The 19177-nt window shown below is 56.0% G+C and carries 17 protein-coding genes; 8 read left to right on the forward strand and 9 right to left on the reverse strand.

Annotation, left to right across the window (positions count from 1 at the left end; translation table 11 throughout):
- Positions 1–6: 6 nt before the first annotated feature.
- Together BFG58_RS07575 and BFG58_RS07580 are read right to left on the reverse strand one after the other, a co-directional pair.
- The gene (locus BFG58_RS07575; protein ID WP_069719561.1) at positions 7–1329 is read right to left on the reverse strand and encodes a PTS sugar transporter subunit IIC; all 1323 of its coding nucleotides are present in this window, start codon (positions 1327–1329) and stop codon (positions 7–9) included.
- Positions 1330–1380: 51 nt separating this feature from the next.
- Positions 1381–2757 (reverse strand): glycoside hydrolase family 1 protein, encoded by a 1377-nt coding sequence (locus BFG58_RS07580; protein WP_069719562.1) that lies wholly within the window; start codon positions 2755–2757, stop codon positions 1381–1383.
- Between the two features lie 299 nt (positions 2758–3056).
- Between BFG58_RS07580 and BFG58_RS07585 the strand changes: the two genes are divergently transcribed.
- Positions 3057–4160 (forward strand): succinylglutamate desuccinylase/aspartoacylase family protein, encoded by a 1104-nt coding sequence (locus BFG58_RS07585; protein ID WP_083261460.1) that lies wholly within the window; start codon positions 3057–3059, stop codon positions 4158–4160.
- Positions 4161–4274: 114 nt separating this feature from the next.
- Here the strand turns inward: BFG58_RS07585 and BFG58_RS07590 are convergent, their stop codons facing one another.
- The 6 genes from BFG58_RS07590 to mntR form a co-directional block, all read right to left on the reverse strand.
- Positions 4275–5315, reverse strand: a complete 1041-nt coding sequence (locus tag BFG58_RS07590) for an aldo/keto reductase (RefSeq protein ID WP_045909418.1) — start codon at positions 5313–5315, stop codon at positions 4275–4277.
- Positions 5316–5422: 107 nt separating this feature from the next.
- Positions 5423–6946: an efflux transporter outer membrane subunit gene (locus BFG58_RS07595; protein WP_069719563.1), complete on the reverse strand. Its 1524-nt coding sequence runs from the start codon at positions 6944–6946 to the stop codon at positions 5423–5425.
- Positions 6946–8517, reverse strand: a complete 1572-nt coding sequence (locus tag BFG58_RS07600; RefSeq protein ID WP_048027030.1) for a DHA2 family efflux MFS transporter permease subunit — start codon at positions 8515–8517, stop codon at positions 6946–6948. The genes BFG58_RS07595 and BFG58_RS07600 overlap by 1 nt, the downstream gene beginning before the upstream one ends.
- Positions 8514–9608 carry an HlyD family secretion protein gene (locus BFG58_RS07605; protein WP_069719564.1) on the reverse strand — a complete coding sequence of 365 codons (1095 nt, stop codon included), beginning with the start codon at positions 9606–9608 and terminating at the stop codon, positions 8514–8516. Before BFG58_RS07605 ends, BFG58_RS07600 begins: the two co-directional genes overlap by 4 nt.
- 101 nt (positions 9609–9709) lie before the next feature.
- Positions 9710–10819, reverse strand: a complete 1110-nt coding sequence (locus BFG58_RS07610) for an anion transporter (protein ID WP_048222158.1) — start codon at positions 10817–10819, stop codon at positions 9710–9712.
- Positions 10816–11289, reverse strand: a complete 474-nt coding sequence (gene mntR / locus BFG58_RS07615) for a manganese-binding transcriptional regulator MntR (protein WP_008501176.1) — start codon at positions 11287–11289, stop codon at positions 10816–10818. The genes BFG58_RS07610 and mntR overlap by 4 nt, the downstream gene beginning before the upstream one ends.
- 183 nt (positions 11290–11472) lie before the next feature.
- On the opposite strand from mntR, the gene mntS reads away from it, so the two are divergent.
- Both mntS and BFG58_RS07625 read left to right on the forward strand, forming a co-directional pair.
- Positions 11473–11601, forward strand: coding sequence for a manganase accumulation protein MntS (mntS, locus tag BFG58_RS07620; protein ID WP_008501175.1), 129 nt, complete (start codon positions 11473–11475; stop codon positions 11599–11601).
- A gap of 283 nt (positions 11602–11884) precedes the next feature.
- Positions 11885–13468, forward strand: coding sequence for a phosphoethanolamine transferase (locus BFG58_RS07625; protein ID WP_069719565.1), 1584 nt, complete (start codon positions 11885–11887; stop codon positions 13466–13468).
- Positions 13469–13939: 471 nt separating this feature from the next.
- Here the strand turns inward: BFG58_RS07625 and ompX are convergent, their stop codons facing one another.
- Positions 13940–14458, reverse strand: coding sequence for an outer membrane protein OmpX (ompX, locus tag BFG58_RS07630; RefSeq protein WP_008501173.1), 519 nt, complete (start codon positions 14456–14458; stop codon positions 13940–13942).
- Positions 14459–14812: 354 nt separating this feature from the next.
- Here ompX and rhtA point away from each other — a divergent pair, with 354 nt between their 5' ends.
- The 5 genes from rhtA to glnQ all read left to right on the forward strand — a co-directional run bounded on the left by rhtA (position 14813) and on the right by glnQ (position 19081).
- Positions 14813–15700, forward strand: coding sequence for a threonine/homoserine exporter RhtA (gene rhtA, locus BFG58_RS07635; protein WP_008501172.1), 888 nt, complete (start codon positions 14813–14815; stop codon positions 15698–15700).
- A gap of 299 nt (positions 15701–15999) precedes the next feature.
- Positions 16000–16503, forward strand: a complete 504-nt coding sequence (dps, locus tag BFG58_RS07640) for a DNA starvation/stationary phase protection protein Dps (RefSeq protein WP_069719566.1) — start codon at positions 16000–16002, stop codon at positions 16501–16503.
- Between the two features lie 362 nt (positions 16504–16865).
- Complete coding sequence (glnH, locus tag BFG58_RS07645) at positions 16866–17609, forward strand: glutamine ABC transporter substrate-binding protein GlnH (RefSeq protein WP_023310880.1); 744 nt, start codon at positions 16866–16868, stop codon at positions 17607–17609.
- Between the two features lie 93 nt (positions 17610–17702).
- Positions 17703–18362, forward strand: coding sequence for a glutamine ABC transporter permease GlnP (gene glnP / locus BFG58_RS07650; protein ID WP_003858462.1), 660 nt, complete (start codon positions 17703–17705; stop codon positions 18360–18362).
- Positions 18359–19081 (forward strand): glutamine ABC transporter ATP-binding protein GlnQ, encoded by a 723-nt coding sequence (gene glnQ / locus BFG58_RS07655; RefSeq protein ID WP_023292945.1) that lies wholly within the window; start codon positions 18359–18361, stop codon positions 19079–19081. Before glnP ends, glnQ begins: the two co-directional genes overlap by 4 nt.
- Positions 19082–19177 lie beyond the last annotated feature (96 nt).

A 19177-nucleotide genomic window follows, 5' to 3' on the forward strand; every position in this document is an offset into this window, starting at 1 on the left:
TTTCTGTTAGTTTTCTATCCCGCTGTTTTTCAAGGCCACTCGCTCGGCAATTTTGAGGAAAGGCAGGTAGAAGAATACACCAAATACGATGATTGCCAACTGCACCACCACCGCCCGCCAGTCTCCCGCCGTGGCCAGCCAGGCGCTGAGAATCGGCGGCGTGGTCCACGGGATCATCACCACGCAGCGCGACATGAATCCCAGCGTGGTACAGAGCCAGGCAAAGTAAATGCCTATCGCGGGCAGCAGCACGAATGGGATCATCAGCGGCAGGTTAAACACGATCGGCAGGCCAAAAATCACCGGCTCGTTGATATTAAACAGGCCCGGCGCCAGCGAGAGACGCGCCACCTGCTTCGCCGACTGTTGTCGGGAGAAGATAAAGATGGCGATCAGCAGCGAGATGGTGCTGCCCGTCCCACCCACCATGCCAAAGGTCGGCACGAAGATGTTGTTGATGATGTGCGGAATGGGCTGGCCGTTGGCGAAGGCCAGCATGTTCTCGTTGGTATTGATCAGCAGGAACGGCTCCAGTACCACGCTGTTGACCACTGACTGATGAATGCCGAGCGTGAACAGGAAGTTGCCGAAGCTGTAGATGAAAATCGTCCCCGGCAGGCTGGTGTTGATCAGCCGCAGCGGCTGCTGGATAAAGGTCGTAATGAGATGGATCAGGTCCGTGTGCAGCACGTTTGCCAGCACCGCCGCGAGCACCGCAAACAGCGAAAGCGTGAGAATGGTTGGGATCAGCGCGGTAAAGGATTTGCTCACCGCCGGGGGAACGTTTTCCCCGAGGGAAATGTGCAGCGCCTTCAGCCGCGAAATAGCGATAAACACTTCCGTTGAGAGCAGCCCAATCAGCACCCCGGCGAAAATCCCGGTGGAGCCGATATTGGCGAAGGTCAGCACCTGCGTCACGCTGACCGCAGCGTCGCTGCCGACGGGCGTAATCTGTAAGCGCATCGGCATCATAATGATAAAACTGCTGACGGCGATAACCACTGCCGAGACCGGATTGTCGAAATCTTTGTTGCGTGCCAGCGACCAGGCAATCATCGGGGCCAGCAGCAGCGCGGCGATGTTCAGCGTGCCGTTGATAATCGCCTCGCCCCACACTTTGAAGTGTGCCAGCGTATCGCCGTGAAAAATCCACGGAAACACCACGTTGTTCACCAGCACCGCCAGACCGGCGAGGATGAAAATGGGCATTACCGTGGCGAAGGCGTCGCGCAGGGAGCGCAGGTGCACCTGGTTTGCCAGGCGCGCCGAGAACTCGACAAACTTATCGACAAAGGACTGCATGTGCGGTGTGATTTTTGTTTCAGACATAGCGGCGTGTTCCCATCAATCAGTCACAAAAACGGCCCGGCAGCGTACGGCTTACATCTCGCGTCCGTTGGTATGGATAACCTGTTTTAACCACGCGTAGCTCTTCTTCGGCACGCGCTTCAGGTCTTTCAGGTCGTGGTTTTCCCGGTTGACATAGACCACGCCGTAGCGCTTACGCATGTCGCCCTGGGAGCTGAGAATGTCGATTAACCCCCAGCCGAGGTAGCCAATGACCTCTGCCCCGTCCTCGAACATCGCCGCTTTCATCGCCTCGATGTGCGCCCGGTGGTAGTCGATGCGGTAGGTGTCCTCAATCGGGTTCACCCCGTCCCAGGACTCAATCACGCCGATGCCGTTTTCAATCGGGAACACCGGCAGGCGCCAGTCGTTGGCGTAGCGGGTGATGATGGTGCGGAAGCCCAGCGGATCGATCTGCCAGTTCCACTCAGTGGCTTTCAGGTAGGGGTTATTTTTCTCGCCGTGAAGCAGGTAATAGTTCACCGGCGTGCCTTCCGGGATCGCATCGCTGTCCAGCGTTTTGCTGGCGTAGTAGCTGAAGGCCATAAAGTCGTTTTGGGTGCGCGCCAGCAGCGCGAGATCGTCTGCACGGTAGATATCGCCAAAGCCCTCCTGCTCCACCACCGCCATCACCGCCGGGCTGTAGCCCTGCCCGGCAAAGACGCGCAGCAGGTTCTGGTTGAGGAATTCGTCATACTGCTGGGCGCAGAAGATATCGCGCGGTTTGCAGGTAGCCGGGTAGATCAGCTGGTGCGCCAGCATGCCGCCCATCAGCTGGCCCGGTTTCGTCTGGTGCAGGTATTCGGTCAGCGCCATGTGCGCCACCATCGTATGGTGCTGGAGCAGATACAGCTCGCGCAGGGTTTTCTCGCCTTTCATATAGCCGGAAATGCGGAAGGCTTCCGGCATATGGAAAATATTCTGCTCGTTGAAGGTCAGCCAGTACTTCACGCGGTCGCCAAAGCAGTCGATCATCTTTTTGCCGTAGCGGACAAAGGCGTCCATCACGCGGCGATCGATAAAGCCGTTGTACTCCTGCGCCAGCGCGAGCGGCATGTCGAAATGGTACAGGCAGATCATCGGCTCGATGCCGCGGGCGATCAGATCGTCAATAAAGCGGTCGTAAAATGCGATGCCTTCGTCGTTGAATGGGCCGTCGCCCTGCGGGCAGACGCGGCTCCAGGAGATCTGGAAGCGGTAGCAGTTCATGCCCAAATCCTGCATCAGGTCGAAATCTTCCCGGTAGCGGTGGTAGGAGTCGGTCGCCACTTTCCAGTCGGAGACGTTCTCCCCGGCTTCACGAATGTCATATACCGACATCCCCTTCCCGCCCTCGTTCCAGGCCCCTTCCGTCTGCATGCTGGAGACCGAGTTGCCCCATAAAAAGTTGGCCGGCAGCTGATTGTTCATGTTCCCTCCCTATATGACTAGTCATTTAAAAATTCATGACTAGTCATATAGGCGAAGATGTAAAAACGATCAAAGAGGAGGATCGTTTTTTGTGAGGTATGTTGGAAAGAGGAAGCCGGGCAGGAAAATAGATCGCGCAAATCCTTTTCCTGAGGCCGGAGCGTAAGCCTATGCAAAATCACATTTCCCGATCGTGCCACTGGCTGGCCTCATAAAATCATTATTAACTTAATGAGCATGAACCCAGGCCCTGGCCGGAAAATAAAAATCTCAACCCTATCAAATGGAAAATGACGCACATGAAGATATCTACTAGCCGTATCGCATTCGCTCTTAGCTTAGCGTTGTCATGCTCAATGACTCACGCGGCAACGGTGTATACGGGTGATAAGGTACAGGGAGTACCTGTTATCTCGACTCTGGATGTAGCTGACCTGACAGCAGGACAACATCGCTTCATGTTCGAGGGGGTTGAGACAGGAACGGGACAGCGATGGTATGTACCCATCATGGTGGCAAAAGGGAAAACGGACGGGAAGAAAGTTCTGCTGCAGGCGGGCGTCCACGGGGATGAGCTAAACGGAGTGCGCATCGTACAAAAAGTGATGGAACAACTGGCCCCCGCCAAAATGAACGGCAGCGTTATTGGCATTATTGGTCCAAACCGTTCTGGACTTGAAAGGGTCTCCCGGACATGGTCTGTTTCAACCGATGGTGGTGAGACGATCGACTACAACCGCGTACATCCAGGAAAAGAAACGGGTAACTCTGCTGAGCGTCAGGCATGGATGATGTGGAATAAGGTTTACAAGGGAAATGTAGACCTGGCGATTGACTATCACACCCAGTCTACCGGAACGGCTTATCCGCTGTTCATTTATGCCGACTACCGCAATGCGGATGCCCGGACGATTGCAGAACTTTTTCCGGCCGATCAAATTAAGAAAGATCCCGGCGAAGCCGGCTCAATGGAGACAACCTTTATTCAAAATGGTATCCCGGCGATAACGGCCGAGACGGGAGAACCGAGGATTTACCAGCAGGATATGATTGCCCGGGGCTTAGAGGGTGCCCTCAATGTACTGATCCACTACAAGGTTATTGAAGGCAAAATCGGCGCAACCGCCAGCAGTAATAAAACGTATATTGGTAATGCTATCAGTTCAATACGTGCAACCACAGGTGGGTTTGCGGAAGTTTTCGTTAAACCCGGCGACACGGTAAAAGCAGGACAAGAGGTCGCCCTGCAGCGAAATGCGTTCGGTGATGTTGTCGCGAAGTATTCAGCAGAACGGGACGGCAAAGTACTGTCAATTGGAACAGATGTAGTTAGAGAACCCCGAGCCCTGCTGGTAAGAGTCCTTGAGCAAAATCCAGCGGCAACCTGCAAAGACGGTTGCTGATTGCCGCCACGGCCCATCGTTAAATCGGCAAAAGCATGCTCAATGAAATAAACAGCTTTTGCCGACTGCTGCAACGAGGGGCAAACAAATTAAAAAATTACCTGATGCGGAATGTTACTGCTGCGCGAGCTGATTACGGCGATACTCACCCTGCCGCTCCAGCATCCAGCCAGGATATTCCCGCGGCAGCGCGCTCACCGCATCAAGCTGCTGAAGCTCCTCTTCGCTGAGACGGATCCCGGTGGCGGCAATGTTGTCGTCCAATTGTTCAACGCGTTTCGCGCCAATGATGACGCTGGTCACCGCTTTCTGGTGCAGCAGCCACGCCAGCGCGATTTGCGCGACGGAGACGCCCTTGCTTTCGGCGATCGTGCGCATCACGTCCACGCAGTCGAAGGCGCGATCTTTGTTCACCGGCGGGAAATCAAACTCCAGACGACGACCACCGGCTTCGCTCTGCCCGTCGCGACCATATTTTCCGCTCAGCAGGCCGCCCGCCAGCGGGCTCCAGACCATCAGCCCGACGCCTTCGCTCTGCATCATCGGCACCAGCTCGCGCTCAAGATCGCGTCCGGCGATGGTGTAATACGCCTGGAGGGATGCGAAACGCGCCAGCCCGAGACGCTCGGAAATGCCCAGCGCTTTGGCTATCTGCCACGCCGCCCAGTTCGAGACGCCGATATAGCGCACGTGACCGTGCTGCACCAGGTTATCCAGCGCATAGAGCGTCTCTTCAATCGGCGTGGCCGGGTCGAAGCCGTGCAGCTGATAGAGATCGATATGATCCAGCTGTAGGCGACGCAGGCTCTCCTTCACGCTGCTGATGATGTGATAGCGCGAGCTGCCGCGCGAGTTCACCCCTGCCGTTCCGGTTTCGCCGAACACTTTGGTCGCGACGACCACGTTCTCGCGGGGGATTTTCAGGTTTTTCAGCGCCTGGCCGGTGATCTCCTCCGAACGCCCTTCCGAGTAAACGTCCGCGGTATCGATAAAGTTGATCCCGGCATCCAGCGCGCGGCCCACCAGCTGTTCTGCTTCGCTTTGCTGGAGCTGACCAATCTTGCCCCACATGCCGCCTTCACCGCCGAAGGTCATGGTGCCGAGGCACAGTTCAGAAACGAACAGACCGGTGTTGCCCAGTTTTTGATAACGCATAAGATAATCCTCGCATGTCGTTTAAGGGGTACCCGATAGTTATACCCGCCCCTCAGCCATCGCGAATGTGGCGTTCCTGTCCGTTTCTTGCCCAATCCTCTGAAAATTTATCCGCGCGGGGCGTCGCCAAAGACGCTGTAGTCCGGTAATTGCACCTGCTGATACGGCTCCCAGCCGCCGCCGAGCGCCTTGTAGAGCGCCACCAGATCGAGCGCGCTTTGCACCTGCGCCTGCGCGCGCTGCTGCTCGGCCTGGGCCAACTGCCGCTGGGCGTCCAGCACGTCAATGAAGCTGGCGATCCCCTGGCGATAGCTGTCGCTCGCCAGGTCAAAGGCGTTTTGCAGGGCGTCGATCGTTTTTGCGAGACCCGCTTCACGCTGCTGGTCGGTGCGATAGCTCACCAGCGCATTTTCGACATCGCCAAGCGCGGTGAGCACCGTCTGACGATAGTCCAGCACCGCCGCCCCCTGCTGCGCGCGGGCCACCTTCACGCTGGAGACCAGCCGACCGCCCTGGAAGATGGGAATGGAGACCTGCGGGCCAAAGCTGTAGAAGTGGCTGCTCCAGTCGGTCAGCCAGTTGGTTTCGCTGTTGCGCAGGCCAAACTGCCCGGAGAGGGTAAAGCTCGGGAACAGCTCCGCCACCGAGACGCCGATTTGCGCCGTGGCGGCATGAAGGTTCGCCTCAGCTTCACGCACGTCCGGACGGCGGCGCGCCAGCGTCGACGGAATGCCGGTCTGCACGATATCCGGCAGCGCGGGCATCGGCTGCACGCTTTGTAATTCCGCATCCAGCGCCCCCGGCGGCTTGCCCAGGAGGATTGCCAGGCCATTCATCGCCTGACGCGCCTGCGCCTGGTACTGCGGCAGTTGCGCCTCCAGGTTACCCAGCTGTGCACGCGCATTCTCCACGTCCATCTGCGGCGACAGCCCGCCGCGCTGGCGGCTCTCGGTCAGATCCAGCGTCTGCTGCGCGCTTTTAATCTGGGTGTTCAGCGTGGCGATAACGCTCTGCGCCCCGCGCAGCTGGAGCCACGCGCGCGCCACTTCCGCCTCCAGCGACACCAGCGCGTCGTTACGCTGCTCGATAGCCGCTTTCTGCTGCGCTTCGGCGGCTTCCACCTGTCGACGCACCTTACCCCACAGGTCAATTTCCCACTGGGCGTCGAAGCTGCCCTGGTAGAGGTTGATCGGCTGCGTTAGCGGTCCCAGCGCGCCCTTGAGAGCGGGATCGATGCTATCCACCTGGTCATACACGCCGTGGGATTTCAGCTCCCCTTCCAGCCCGAGCTGCTGGCGCGTCGCCTGCAGATTGCCGTTCACCGACGGATAAAATGCCCCGCCCGCCTGGTTAATCTGTTCGCGCGCGCCGGCGATGCGCAGCACCGTCTGCTGCAGCGTCAGGTTCCCGGCGATGGCGCGTTCCACCAGGCTGTCGAGCTGTGACGAGCCGAAGGTCTTCCACCAGCGCGGGTTGGTCGCGGCGGAGGTCGTCTGCGATTTTACCGCGCTGTCGCCCTTATCGTTCCAGTGCGTAACGGCAGGCGGCGCGGGCGGCTGATAGTCCGGCCCGACGGCGCAACCTGCCAGCAGCATCATTATCATCAGGGGGTGTAAACGTCTGTGTATCATCAATGTGCTCCTGCACTCCCCTCGCTCTTAACCGGCGAGAGCAACAAACAAAACGGAATCAATAGCAAGGCCACGGCGCTCAGGATGGTGAAGACGTCGATGTAGGCCAAAAAGCGCGACTGCTCGATCATGGTCTGATACAGGCGTCCGGTGGCGATGCCGGTGGGGTCTCCCACCTGGGTCGTGAAGTTCTGGATCGCCTGGGCGCTTTCGCGTATCGCCTGCTGGAACTGCTCGTTAAACGGCGAGGCGTGGTACGCCAGATGCGCGCTGTGCGCCTGGGATCGTTCGGTGATGGCCGCCGTCGACAGCGAGATCCCGACCGAGCCCGCGACGTTACGGAACATGGTGAACAGCGCAGCCGCATCGGCATTCAGCCGTCTTGGAATCGAAATAAAGGCAATGGTGGTCAGGGGCACAAACAGGAACCCCAGCCCCAGCGACTGGGCGCTGCGGAACAGCACCAGCGTCTCGAAGTCGATATCCGGGGTCAGCGTGCGCGACCAGAAGAACGACACCGCCAGACAGGTAAAGCCAAAGGCAATAATCCAGCGCGTCTGTACCACCGGCATCAGCTTCAGCACCAGCGGAATGGTCAGCACAATCAGCACCGCCCCGGGCGACAGCACCAGCCCTGACCAGGTGGCGGTATAGCCCAGGTCCTGCTGCGCCAGCTGCGGGATCACCACGGAACTGCCGTACAAAATCATCGCCATCCCCGCCATCAGCAGGCTGGAGATGGCAAAGTTGCGGTCCTTCATGCAGTGCAGATCCACCACCGGTTTTCTGGCATACACCAGCCAGTAAATGGCACCGATAATGCCGATAAGCGTTAACACCGCGAAGGTACGAATAAAGTTCGAGTAGAACCAGTCCTCATCTTCCCCCCGGTCAAGCATCACCTGCAGGCAGCCCAGCCCCAGGGCGATCAGGCCGATCCCCGTCCAGTCGATGGTCAGCTTCTCTTTTGACTTACTCTCCCACGGCGGATCTTCCAGCAGCTGGTAGATCGCCAGCACCGTGACAATCCCCACCGGGATGTTGATAAAGAACACCCAGCGCCAGGAGTAGTTGTCGGTGATCCAGCCCCCCAGCGTCGGGCCGAGGACCGGTGCAACGATAATCGCGATGGACGAGAGCCCAAAGGCTTTGCCCCTGTCCTCCGGCTTGAAGTAGTCGAGCAGTACCGACTGCTGCGTGGGCTGTAGCCCGCCGCCAAAAAAGCCCTGCATCACGCGGAACAGGATGATCTGCCACAGCTCGGTGGCGATGCCGCAGAGGAACGAGCAGACGGTGAACATGACGATGCAGATCAGGAAGAACTGCTTGCGGCCGAAGACGCGGCTCAGAAACGCCGAGATGGGCAGCACGATGCCGTTCGCGACCAGGTAGCTGGTTAACACCCAGGTGGATTCGTCATAGCTGGACGAGAGCGAACCCGCCACGTGGGGCAGCGCCACGTTGACGATAGTGGTGTCGAGGATCTCCATAAACACCGCCAGGGTGACGACAATCGCCACCGCCCACGGATTGCTGGCGGGCTTCCAGCTGTCGTGGCTGTGATCCGTCATTCCACCGTCACCTTCGGCGCAACCGACAGTCCCAGCGGCAGCGGTTTGTTCGGATCGAGCCCCTTATCAATCACGATTTTGACCGGCACGCGCTGCACAATTTTGACGAAGTTACCGGTGGCATTTTCTGCCGGGAAGGCGGAGAAGCGCGAGCCGCTGCCCTGCTGGATACTGTCAACGTGGCCCTCAAGCGCCATATCCGGCCACGCGTCGACCGACATGGTGACCTTATCGCCGGGCTTCATGCGCTCAAGCTGGGACTCTTTGAAGTTCGCCACCACCCACACGTTCGGCGAAACCAGGGAGAACAGCGCCGTACCCGCCTGCACCAGCGTGCCGGGCTGAACGTTGCGTTTGGTGACAAACCCGTCGAACGGGGCGCGGACTTCGGTGTAAGAGAGGTTCAGATTGGCCGTTTCCAGCTGCGCTTTGGCCTGATCGACCTGACGCTCGCGCGCTTCAACGTTGGTTTCCTGCTGGCGGATTTGCAGCTGGACCTGCTCTGCCACTTCCAGCTGCGCCTGAGCGCTGGCCAGCCCAGCCTGCGCGCTGCGCAGCTGAGCGTTCGCGGAATCAATGCTTTGCTGGGTGGTTGCCCGCGGGTCGACACCGCGCTGGCGACGGTACTCCGCCTGCGCGTTCGCCAGATCGGCCTGCGCTTTCAGCACCTGCGCTTTGGCTTCGTCACGCTGGGCAGGATACTGCACTTTTGAGAGCGCCAGCTGCGCCTGAGCCTGATGCAGCTGCGCGATGGCCAGCCCAAGCTGGGCCTGAGCCTGATCGCGCTGCGCGGTGGTATCACGCGGATCGATGACCACCAGCAGATCGCCCTTTTTCACGCGCTGGTTATCGCGCACCCGCAACTCGGTGACGTAGCCTGCCGTTTTCGGGGCAATCGTCACTACGTCGCCGTCGGTAAAGGCGTCGTCAGTCGTCTCTTCGTTACGGGTTAAAAACCACCAGACCAGCGCCACGACAACCATCACCACCACGACAATGCCGAGGATAATTAACGGTTTTTTGCCCGGGCGCTTACGCTCATTATTATTTTTGTCCTGCTCGTCAGCAGGTGGAGTTTGATCTTCAGCCATAGTTCAGCAACGGTCCTGTCAGTGAGCGGCATCACACTATGCCGTTCACTAAAGCTAGGACGTTGCTATACGTTTGCCAGGAAAAACTGACAAATTGCGCACTATATGAGAAGGAATATTCCGAAACCGATCGCCGCGGCCCAAACCAGCATCGGGATCGACCAGAGATGGAAGCGCCACCAGATACGACGGTCGTTGGCCATGCGCAGAGCAATCAGGTTGGCCAGCGAGCCGGGCAACAGCCCAAACCCGCCGATATTCACCGCCCAGGCCAGCAGCGTGTCCGGCGGAACATAGTTGAGTAGCAGAATGGTGGACGGCACGTTGCTGATAAACTGCGACAGGCCAATCGCCGTCAGCCACAGTCCCGGCTGAGACAGCGTACTGACGCTGTGGAGCACGTTTTGCAGCACCGGAAGCTGGATAAGCAGATGCACATCAATAAACATCACCATAAAGACCAGCAGCAGCGTCCAGTCCACGCTGACCAGCACGCGCCGCGCGAGGACGACAAAGCCTGCGGCGACCAGCAGGACACCCGCCAGCTCATACTTCAGCTCGAGCGCGAACAGAAAGACGATATATAACCCGAGACAGCTCCAGACCAGACGCGGCTGCCACTGCGGGCCCGTGGTGCCGCTGTGGTATTGCAGTTTTTTATCCGGAAACGCAAACCAGCACACCACCAGCAGCGACAGCATCATCACCAGCGCCAGCGGCGCCATCTGCCAGGTAAAGGCGGCGAACGACAGCCCGGAACGTCCCCAGAGGAGGATATTTTGCGGGTTGCCGATAGGCGTTAACAGAGAACCGGCGTTAACGGCGAGCGCTTCAAAGATGATCAGCCGGCTGACCGGGATCTCGCAAAGCTTACGCAGCGTGAGCGTGAGGGGTACGATGATAAACAGCGCCACGTCGTTGGTCAGAAACGTCGACAGCACCGCGGCGGAAAACACCATAAACAGGGACAGCCTGCGCTCGGTGGCAAAACGGCGCACCATTTTACGGCCCAGCACGTCAAAATAGCCGCTCAGCTCGACCCCTTTGGTGAGCATCATCAGGCCGCTCAGGGTAATGATGGTGCGCCAGTCAATGGCAGCGGGCCAGGCCTGTGGCGCAAACGGCACAAAGAGGCTTAACCCTGCGCCAATGAGTAATAAGAGATGGAAGAAACGATCGCGTGCCAGGGCCTGCAGTCCAGGGATTTTCATTCAGCGGAGGGACCATATTTAAGCGTAAACTCACGAAACTTCACCAGCGTCTCTTCGCTGACGTGGTGTTCCATTCCTTCCGCATCCCGGCGGGCAATCTCCGGGCTAACGCCCAGCACCAGCAAAAAATTCTCGACAAGCTGATGGCGCTCGCGGCTCTCCTGCGCGAGTTTCTCCCCTTCTGGCGTCAGAAAGACCCCGCGCCAGGGGATCATTTCGATTAGGCCCACGGAGGCGAGACGTTTTAACATTTTTGCGACAGTTGGCTGCGATACCCCCAGCCTGGCGGCCATATCGACCTGACGCGCTTCCCCGACCTCACGAATCAGATCGGAAATGAGTTCAACATAATCATCAATCAGTTCACGCCGGTGCGCTTCACGGACCTGGCGAAAACCTTCGACATGCTCTTCAACATTCACCAGTTGCGTCGTTTTTTTAATGGTTGGCTTACCTGCGCGACGGTTCATTGTACTTCCTCAGTGGGGTGACGCTTCCAGCGCCCGGTATCGAGAGCGCACATTGTAAACCATCCCTCCACAAGCACAAAAAATTAACGAAATAGCCATAGCTATACAATATAGCCTGTGCTATATCTGTATGTAATGCAGTCACCCTTCACGGATCGAAGGGATCAAAAATCAGGAGGTCTTATGAACGAATTCAAGAGGTGCATGACCGTGTTTACCCACTCACCCTTTAAAGTGCGCTTAATGCTGCTGAACATGCTGTGCGATATGTTTAACGGCAAACCGCATCAGGATGACAAACCTTCCCACTAAGCGGCGTCGCGGTACGCCGCTTCATTTTCCCGTCACATTTTCGCTGTAAACTGGCTTCCAGCCGCCCTATTCCCGATCTTTTTTACGGATTTGCAATCCCCTTCGCAAAACATCTGCTTAGCAACTGTTGATATTATTTAGCGCTCGCACTATCTTCTTGCAGCCCTGCACAATTTGCGGCTCGCTGAAGCGGACCCTCATTCCCTCTCCACGCACTGTCAGGCAGGTTATGACCCTTGACGCCAGGGTGAGCACATGGCGTTTTCATCCATGATAGTGACCTATGAATTTAACCCTGATAGATACCGTTGTGACCCGCAGCCGGGCCTTAAGCCCGTGGACGGGGTTTTACTTTTTGCAGTCATTACTGATTAACTTTGCGCTCGGTTATCCCTTTAGTCTGCTCTACGCGGTGGCCTTCACCTGCATTCTGCATGTGCTGTGGCGAGCCGCGCCGCGCGCGCAAAAAGCATTAATCGGCATCTGTTCGCTGGTTGCGGCGCTCTATTTTCCGTTTGGTCAGGCGTACGGCTCGCCAAACTTTAATACCCTGCTGGCGCTGCACTCGACCAATATGGAAGAGTCGACGGAGATCCTGACGATCTTCCCGTGGTACAGCTACGTGGTCGGGCTCTTTATCTTCGCGCTGGGCATTATCGCCATTCGCCGTCAGCCGGGCGAGAAAAAATCCTGGGGTAAGATCGACATACTCTGTCTGGTATTCAGCGTTGCCGTGGCATTTGTCGCCCCTATCCAGAATATTCCCTGGGACGGTAAGCTAAGACTTATTAACATCGGCTATCCGGTTTTCCGCTTCGTGAAAGATGTCGTTGTAAATAATAAAGAGGTTCTCGACGAACAGGCCCGCATGGCTGAGCTTTCCAATATGAAAGACACCTGGAACGTGCTGGCCGTTAAGCCGAAATATCACACCTATGTGGTGGTGATTGGCGAAAGCGCGCGTCGAGATGCAATGGGCGCGTTTGGCGGCCATTGGGATAACACCCCGTTTGCCAGTTCGGTCAAAGGCACCCTGTTTACCGATTATGTCGCGGCCAGCGGCTCAACGCAGAAATCGCTCGGCCTGACCCTTAACCGGGTGGTGGATGGCAAACCGCAGTATCAGGATAATTTCGTCACCCTGGCAAACCGCGCAGGTTTTCAGACGTGGTGGTTCTCGAATCAGGGGCAAATTGGCGAATACGATACGGCCATCGCCAGCATCGCCAAACGGGCTGACGAAGTACAGTTCCTGAAAAATGGCGACTTTGAAGCCGACAAAAATACCAAGGACGAAGCGTTGCTGAAAATGACGGCGCAGGTCTTCGCTACCCCGCGCACCCAGCCTCAGCTGATCGTCCTGCATCTGATGGGGTCGCACCCGCAGGCCTGCGATCGGACCGGCGGGAAGTACGCGGAGTTCGTGCAGTCCAAAGAGACCTCCTGCTATCTCTACACCATGACGCAAACCGACGACCTGCTGAGCAAGCTCTACGATCAGCTGCGCAATACGGGCGACAGCTTCTCTCTGGTCTATTTCTCGGATCACGGGCTGGCGTTTAAAGAGCGCGGGAAAGAGGTGCAGTACCTGGCGCACGATGACAAGTTCCAGCAGAACTTCCAGGTGCCGTTTATGGTGCTGTCGAGTGACGATAAAACGCATCGCGTCATTAAAGCGCGTCGTTCAGCGAATGATTTCCTGCAGTTTTTCTCGCAGTGGACGGGGATTACCGCCGGGCAGATAAAAAACGCTTACCCGTTTGTCTCTAACAAGAAAGCTCCCCAAGTGTACGTTACCAACTTCAAGTTACAGAAAGTTGACTACAACCATCTGGGTACGGATATTTTTGATATTAAGAGTAAGTAGCGGTCTGATGCCCTCACCCTGGTCCTCTCCTACAGGGCTGAGGGATCCCCCAGTAATTTTTTACTTGAAGCGATGAACGTTGCTTCGCAAAATTAATGACTTACAGCGACGTCCTGGTCCGGCTGTAAATCGCCGAAGCGTTTCCGTAAGGCCGGGGCGAGGCGCAGGGATGCGCCGAGAGGGCGTGGCCTGCAGGGATGCAGGCTCATGCCCGACCCGATAGCCTGAAGGAATAAGCTGAGGGGACCGCGAAGCGGCGATTTACCGCCGGGAGCCCGGGTCGCCAGGGCGGCGGCGATTGAGCCGCCCTGGCACGTTCACAGGTCATGCTGTTACAGAGTAGCAAGGAACATGAAGTGAACGGAATGACCACTACAGCCGTATGTTCCCCCCCTCCCCCCACAGGGAGAGGGAAAAAGACAAAAAAAATCCGCCACAGTGGGCGGATTTTTTATTTAATCACCGAAGTGATTAGAAGCGGTAACCTACGCCCGCGATCCAGGTGCCAACGTCAACGTTGCGGATACGGCTCTGCTCATAGGAGAAGTCCAGAGCAACGTCCTGGATTGGGTTGAACTGCAGGCCTGCGCCATAGGAGAAGCCGTAGTCGCTGTTGCTTGCAGTGCGGTTCAGACCTTCGTTTTCGGTCTGCTGGAATTTACCGTAGCCAACACCTACAACACCGTAGATGCTTGCCCAGTCGTTCAGACGGTAAGCTGGGCCCGCGGTGATACCGTAGTACTGGCCTTTGTTGTATGCGCCGTTTTCAGAACGATCTTTCTCGGTGTAGGTGAAAGAACCGATCACGCCCAGTGGGTTGTTATCCTGCTCGTAACGATACTTCAGGTTGAAACCGTTAGCTTTGTTCATCACGCCCTGATAGTCGCTCTGAGCGTAACCACCAGTAACAGTAGAAGTAGCAGCTACAGCGGTACCTGCGGAAACAGCCAGTACAGCGGCCAGTGCTGAAAGACATGCAATTTTTTTCATAACCACCTCAAATGTGATCCAAGTAAGTCCGTAAGTTTTAAATATATCAAAAAAATTTGCGAAACTCTTTGTGATTCATGATGTCTAATGAAACCTTTCCTGTAACAGAACGTTTCCAGCATCAGCTATCTCTTTCAAATCACATGCAATTTTCACTACTAAATGCGCATAGTGCGCGTCTGCGCAGTTACATTCATCCAGATTATTCCTAATCTGACAGGCGATAAATCCACCAGCGCTTAACCATTTTACGGATTTCACCTGCTTTTTTTTCAACAGTACCTCAACCGTAGCCGCATATTTCCTTTACACTGCAACCTTTACCTCATTTGACATAAGCTGACAGGAGAAAGGATGCCTGGGTTATCCCGCACGTCGTCGGTCTGGTTGCCGGTAGCCGTAATACTCATTGCCATGTTGTCCATTCAAAGCGGTGCCTCGCTGGCAAAATCGCTTTTTCCGCTGGTTGGCGCGCCCGGGGTGACCGCCCTGCGTATTGTGCTAGGCACGGCGATACTGGTGGTCATTTTTAAACCGTGGCGTCTGCGCTTCAAAAAGGAGCAGCGTTTACCGCTGCTGTTTTATGGACTCTCCCTGGGGGCAATGAACTACCTGTTCTACCTCTCCATCCAGACGATACCGCTGGGTATTGCCGTCGCGCTGGAGTTTACCGGCCCGCTGGCGGTGGCGCTGTTCTCCTCCCGACGTCCGGTCGATTTTATCTGGGTCGTGTTAGCCGTACTGGGCTTATGGTTCCTGCTGCCGCTGGGCCAGAGCGTTTCTGAGATTGACCTGACGGGCGCAGCGCTGGCGCTGGGCGCAGGTGCCTGCTGGGCTGTCTATATCCTCACCGGCCAGCGCGCTGGGGAAGAGCACGGTCCGGCGACCGTCGCGTTGGGTTCCCTGATTGCGGCCATCGTGTTTGTGCCCATCGGCATGGCGCAGGCGACAGAGTCTATCTGGCAATGGTCCGTCATGCCCATCGGTCTGGCGGTCGCGATTCTCTCTACCGCACTCCCCTATTCTCTGGAGATGATTGCGCTGACGCGTCTGCCGACACGCATATTTGGCACCCTGATGAGTATGGAGCCTGCGCTTGCCGCGATTTCCGGGATGGTGTTTCTCGGCGAAACCCTGACATTGACCCAGACGCTGGCGCTCTGCTCGATTATCGCGGCATCAATGGGCTCGACGCTTACCATGCGCCCGGAGCCAAAAGTTGAGAAAGTGGATATCAACTAAGGCCATATATTCTGCATGGCTTCCACGCCATGCAGAATAAAGGCCAGAAACACAGGCGTTATAATTTCTTACACACTCACTCCTGCCAGCAAAATATTCCTCTGCGTTAACTTCCCCATTCAGCAATTAAGATTGATCTGTATCAATTTATAAATTATCTAATACTTTCAATAAATTAAATTCTCAACCTCCTTCTCGCTATTAAACCGATAGGCACAGCCAAACCGCAGAGAAAAAATCCGGTGCTATACTTAGTTCCGTAATTACCTGGGACATAAACATCAAGAGGATATGAGATTATGAGTACCGCTAAACTGGTGAAAACGAAAGCGTCTAATCTGCTTTATACCCGTAACGATGTATCGGACAGCGACAAAAAAGCGACCATTGAGTTGCTGAATCGCCAGGTGATCCAGTTCATCGATCTTTCGCTGATCACCAAACAGGCCCACTGGAATATGCGCGGTGCAAACTTTATTGCCGTTCATGAAATGCTGGATGGCTTCCGCACAGCACTGGTTGCCCACCTCGATACGATGGCTGAACGTGCCGTTCAGTTAGGCGGCGTGGCGCTGGGCACCACACAGGTGATCAACAGCAAAACCCCGCTGAAAAGCTATCCGCTGGATATCCATACCGTTCAGGATCACCTGAAAGAGCTGGCGGACCGCTATGCGATTGTGGCGAACGATGTGCGCAAAGCGATTAGCGAAGCGAAAGACGAAGATACCGCAGACATCTTCACCGCCGCGTCCCGCGATCTGGATCAGTTCTTGTGGTTCATCGAATCTAACATCGAATAATTCATACGAATTTTCTATCAAACCCTCGCCCTTCGGTGAGGGTTTTGCACATCTATGGTGCACGTTTTTTGCCTGAGAACGTGCAAAAGTGAAGAAATTGTAATAATCACCTCACACAACCGTTAACGGAAGATTGTTTTTTCGTCAGAATTTACGCTAAATATCTCCCCGTCAGTTGAGCCAAACGAAGCGCACCAAAACAGTGCTCCACTTTGGTGCAATAAGACCTCATTGCCCCATTTATTGTGCAATGCATGACATCATCCCCTTTGCAAAACAATAGCTTGTAAAGTTGGCACGATTTTTTCATTGTGTCACCTGTTCTCGCAGGGGATCGCCCCGTGGATATAAAAGGAAATGCTATGAAGTCTGTATTAAAAGTTTCACTGGCTGCACTTACCCTGGCTTTTGCGGTGTCCTCTCAGGCTGCCGACAAACTGGTTGTGGCGACCGACACGGCGTTCGTTCCGTTTGAATTCAAACAGGGTGATAAATACGTTGGTTTCGATGTGGATCTGTGGGCCGCCGTCGCAAAAGAACTCAAACTGGATTACACCCTGAAGCCGATGGACTTCAGCGGCATCATCCCGGCACTGCAAACCAAGAACGTTGATCTGGCTCTGGCGGGTATCACCATTACCGACGAACGTAAAAAAGCGATCGACTTCTCTGATGGCTACTACAAAAGCGGCCTGCTGGTGATGGTCAAAGCCGATAATAACGACGTAAAAAGCGTGAAAGATCTCGACGGCAAAGTGGTGGCAGTGAAGAGCGGCACCGGTTCGGTTGATTACGCGAAAGCCAATATCAAAACCAAAGACCTGCGTCAGTTCCCGAACATCGACAACGCGTACATGGAACTCGGCACCAACCGTGCTGACGCTGTTCTGCACGACACGCCGAACATCCTGTACTTCATCAAAACAGCCGGTAACGGCAAGTTCAAAGCCGTTGGCGAGTCTCTGGAAGCCCAGCAGTACGGTATCGCGTTCCCGAAAGGCAGCGACGACCTGCGCACGAAAGTTAACGGCGCGCTGAAAACGCTGAAAGAGAACGGCACCTATAACGAAATCTACAAAAAATGGTTCGGTACCGAGCCTAAATAATTTCACCTGAATTCAGGTTTGTAACGCCCGGTGGCGCTGCCGCTTACCGGGCCTACGTTTTTCGTTTTTCACCACGGTATACAGGAATACATCATGCAGTTTGACTGGAGCGCCATCTGGCCTGCCATTCCACTCTTGCTTGAAGGCGCTAAAATGACTCTGTGGATTTCGGTCCTGGGTCTGGTTGGCGGGTTGATTATCGGTCTTGTCGCCGGTTTCGCCCGTACCTACGGTGGCTGGATTGCAAACCACATCGCACTGGTTTTCATCGAAGTGATCCGCGGCACCCCTATTGTCGTGCAGGTCATGTTCATTTACTTCGCCCTGCCTATGGCGTTCACTGACCTGCGCATCGACCCGTTCAGCGCAGCCGTCGTCACCATTATGATCAACTCAGGCGCCTACATTGCGGAAATCACCCGCGGTGCGGTGCTGTCGATTCATAAAGGTTTCAGTGAAGCCGGTCTGGCATTAGGCCTTTCACGTCGCGAAACGATCCGCCACGTTATTCTGCCGCTGGCGCTGCGTCGCATGCTGCCACCGCTGGGTAACCAGTGGATCATCAGCATTAAAGATACGTCGCTGTTCATTGTTATCGGCGTGGCCGAACTGACCCGTCAGGGGCAGGAGATCATTGCTGGCAACTTCCGCGCGCTGGAAATCTGGAGTGCGGTGGCCGTGGTCTACCTGATCATTACTCTGGTTCTGAGCTTCGTTCTGCGTCGTCTTGAAAGAAGGATGAAAATCCTGTGATTGAATTTAAAAACGTTTCCAAGCACTTTGGCCCAACCCAGGTGCTGCACAATATCGATCTGAACATCCAGCAGGGTGAAGTGGTGGTCATTATCGGGCCATCCGGCTCCGGTAAGTCGACCCTGCTGCGCTGCATCAACAAGCTGGAAGAGATCACCAGCGGCGATCTGATCGTCGACGGTCTGAAGGTGAATGACCCGAAAGTGGATGACCGTCTGATTCGTCAGGAAGCGGGCATGGTGTTCCAGCAGTTCTATCTTTTCCCGCACCTGACGGCGCTGGAGAACGTGATGTTTGGCCCCCTGCGCGTGCGCGGTGCCAACAAAGCGGCGGCAGAAGCGCTGGCCAAAGATCTGCTGGCGAAAGTCGGCCTGGCTGAACGCGCGCACCACTACCCTTCTGAGCTGTCCGGTGGTCAACAGCAGCGCGTGGCAATTGCCCGTGCGCTGGCGGTCAAACCGAAACTGATGCTGTTTGATGAGCCTACGTCCGCACTCGACCCGGAGCTGCGCCACGAGGTGCTGAAGGTCATGCAGGATCTGGCGGAAGAAGGGATGACGATGGTTATCGTGACCCACGAAATCGGCTTCGCTGAGAAAGTGGCGTCCCGCCTGATCTTTATTGATAAAGGCCGTATCGCGGAAGACGGTAACCCGCAGGAATTGATTGCGAACCCGCCGAGCCCGCGTCTGCAGGAGTTCCTGCAGCACGTCTCCTGATCCCTCGCTTGACGCTAAAGCCGGGCTTGCCCGGCTTTTTTACGCCAGATTGTTCCCAAAAATCCCCCTCCGCGTCCCGACTTCTATACTTATCAT

Origin of the sequence: Enterobacter sp. ku-bf2, from assembly GCF_001742765.1 — a bacterium.
Classification (GTDB): Bacteria; Pseudomonadota; Gammaproteobacteria; order Enterobacterales; family Enterobacteriaceae; genus Enterobacter; species Enterobacter quasiroggenkampii.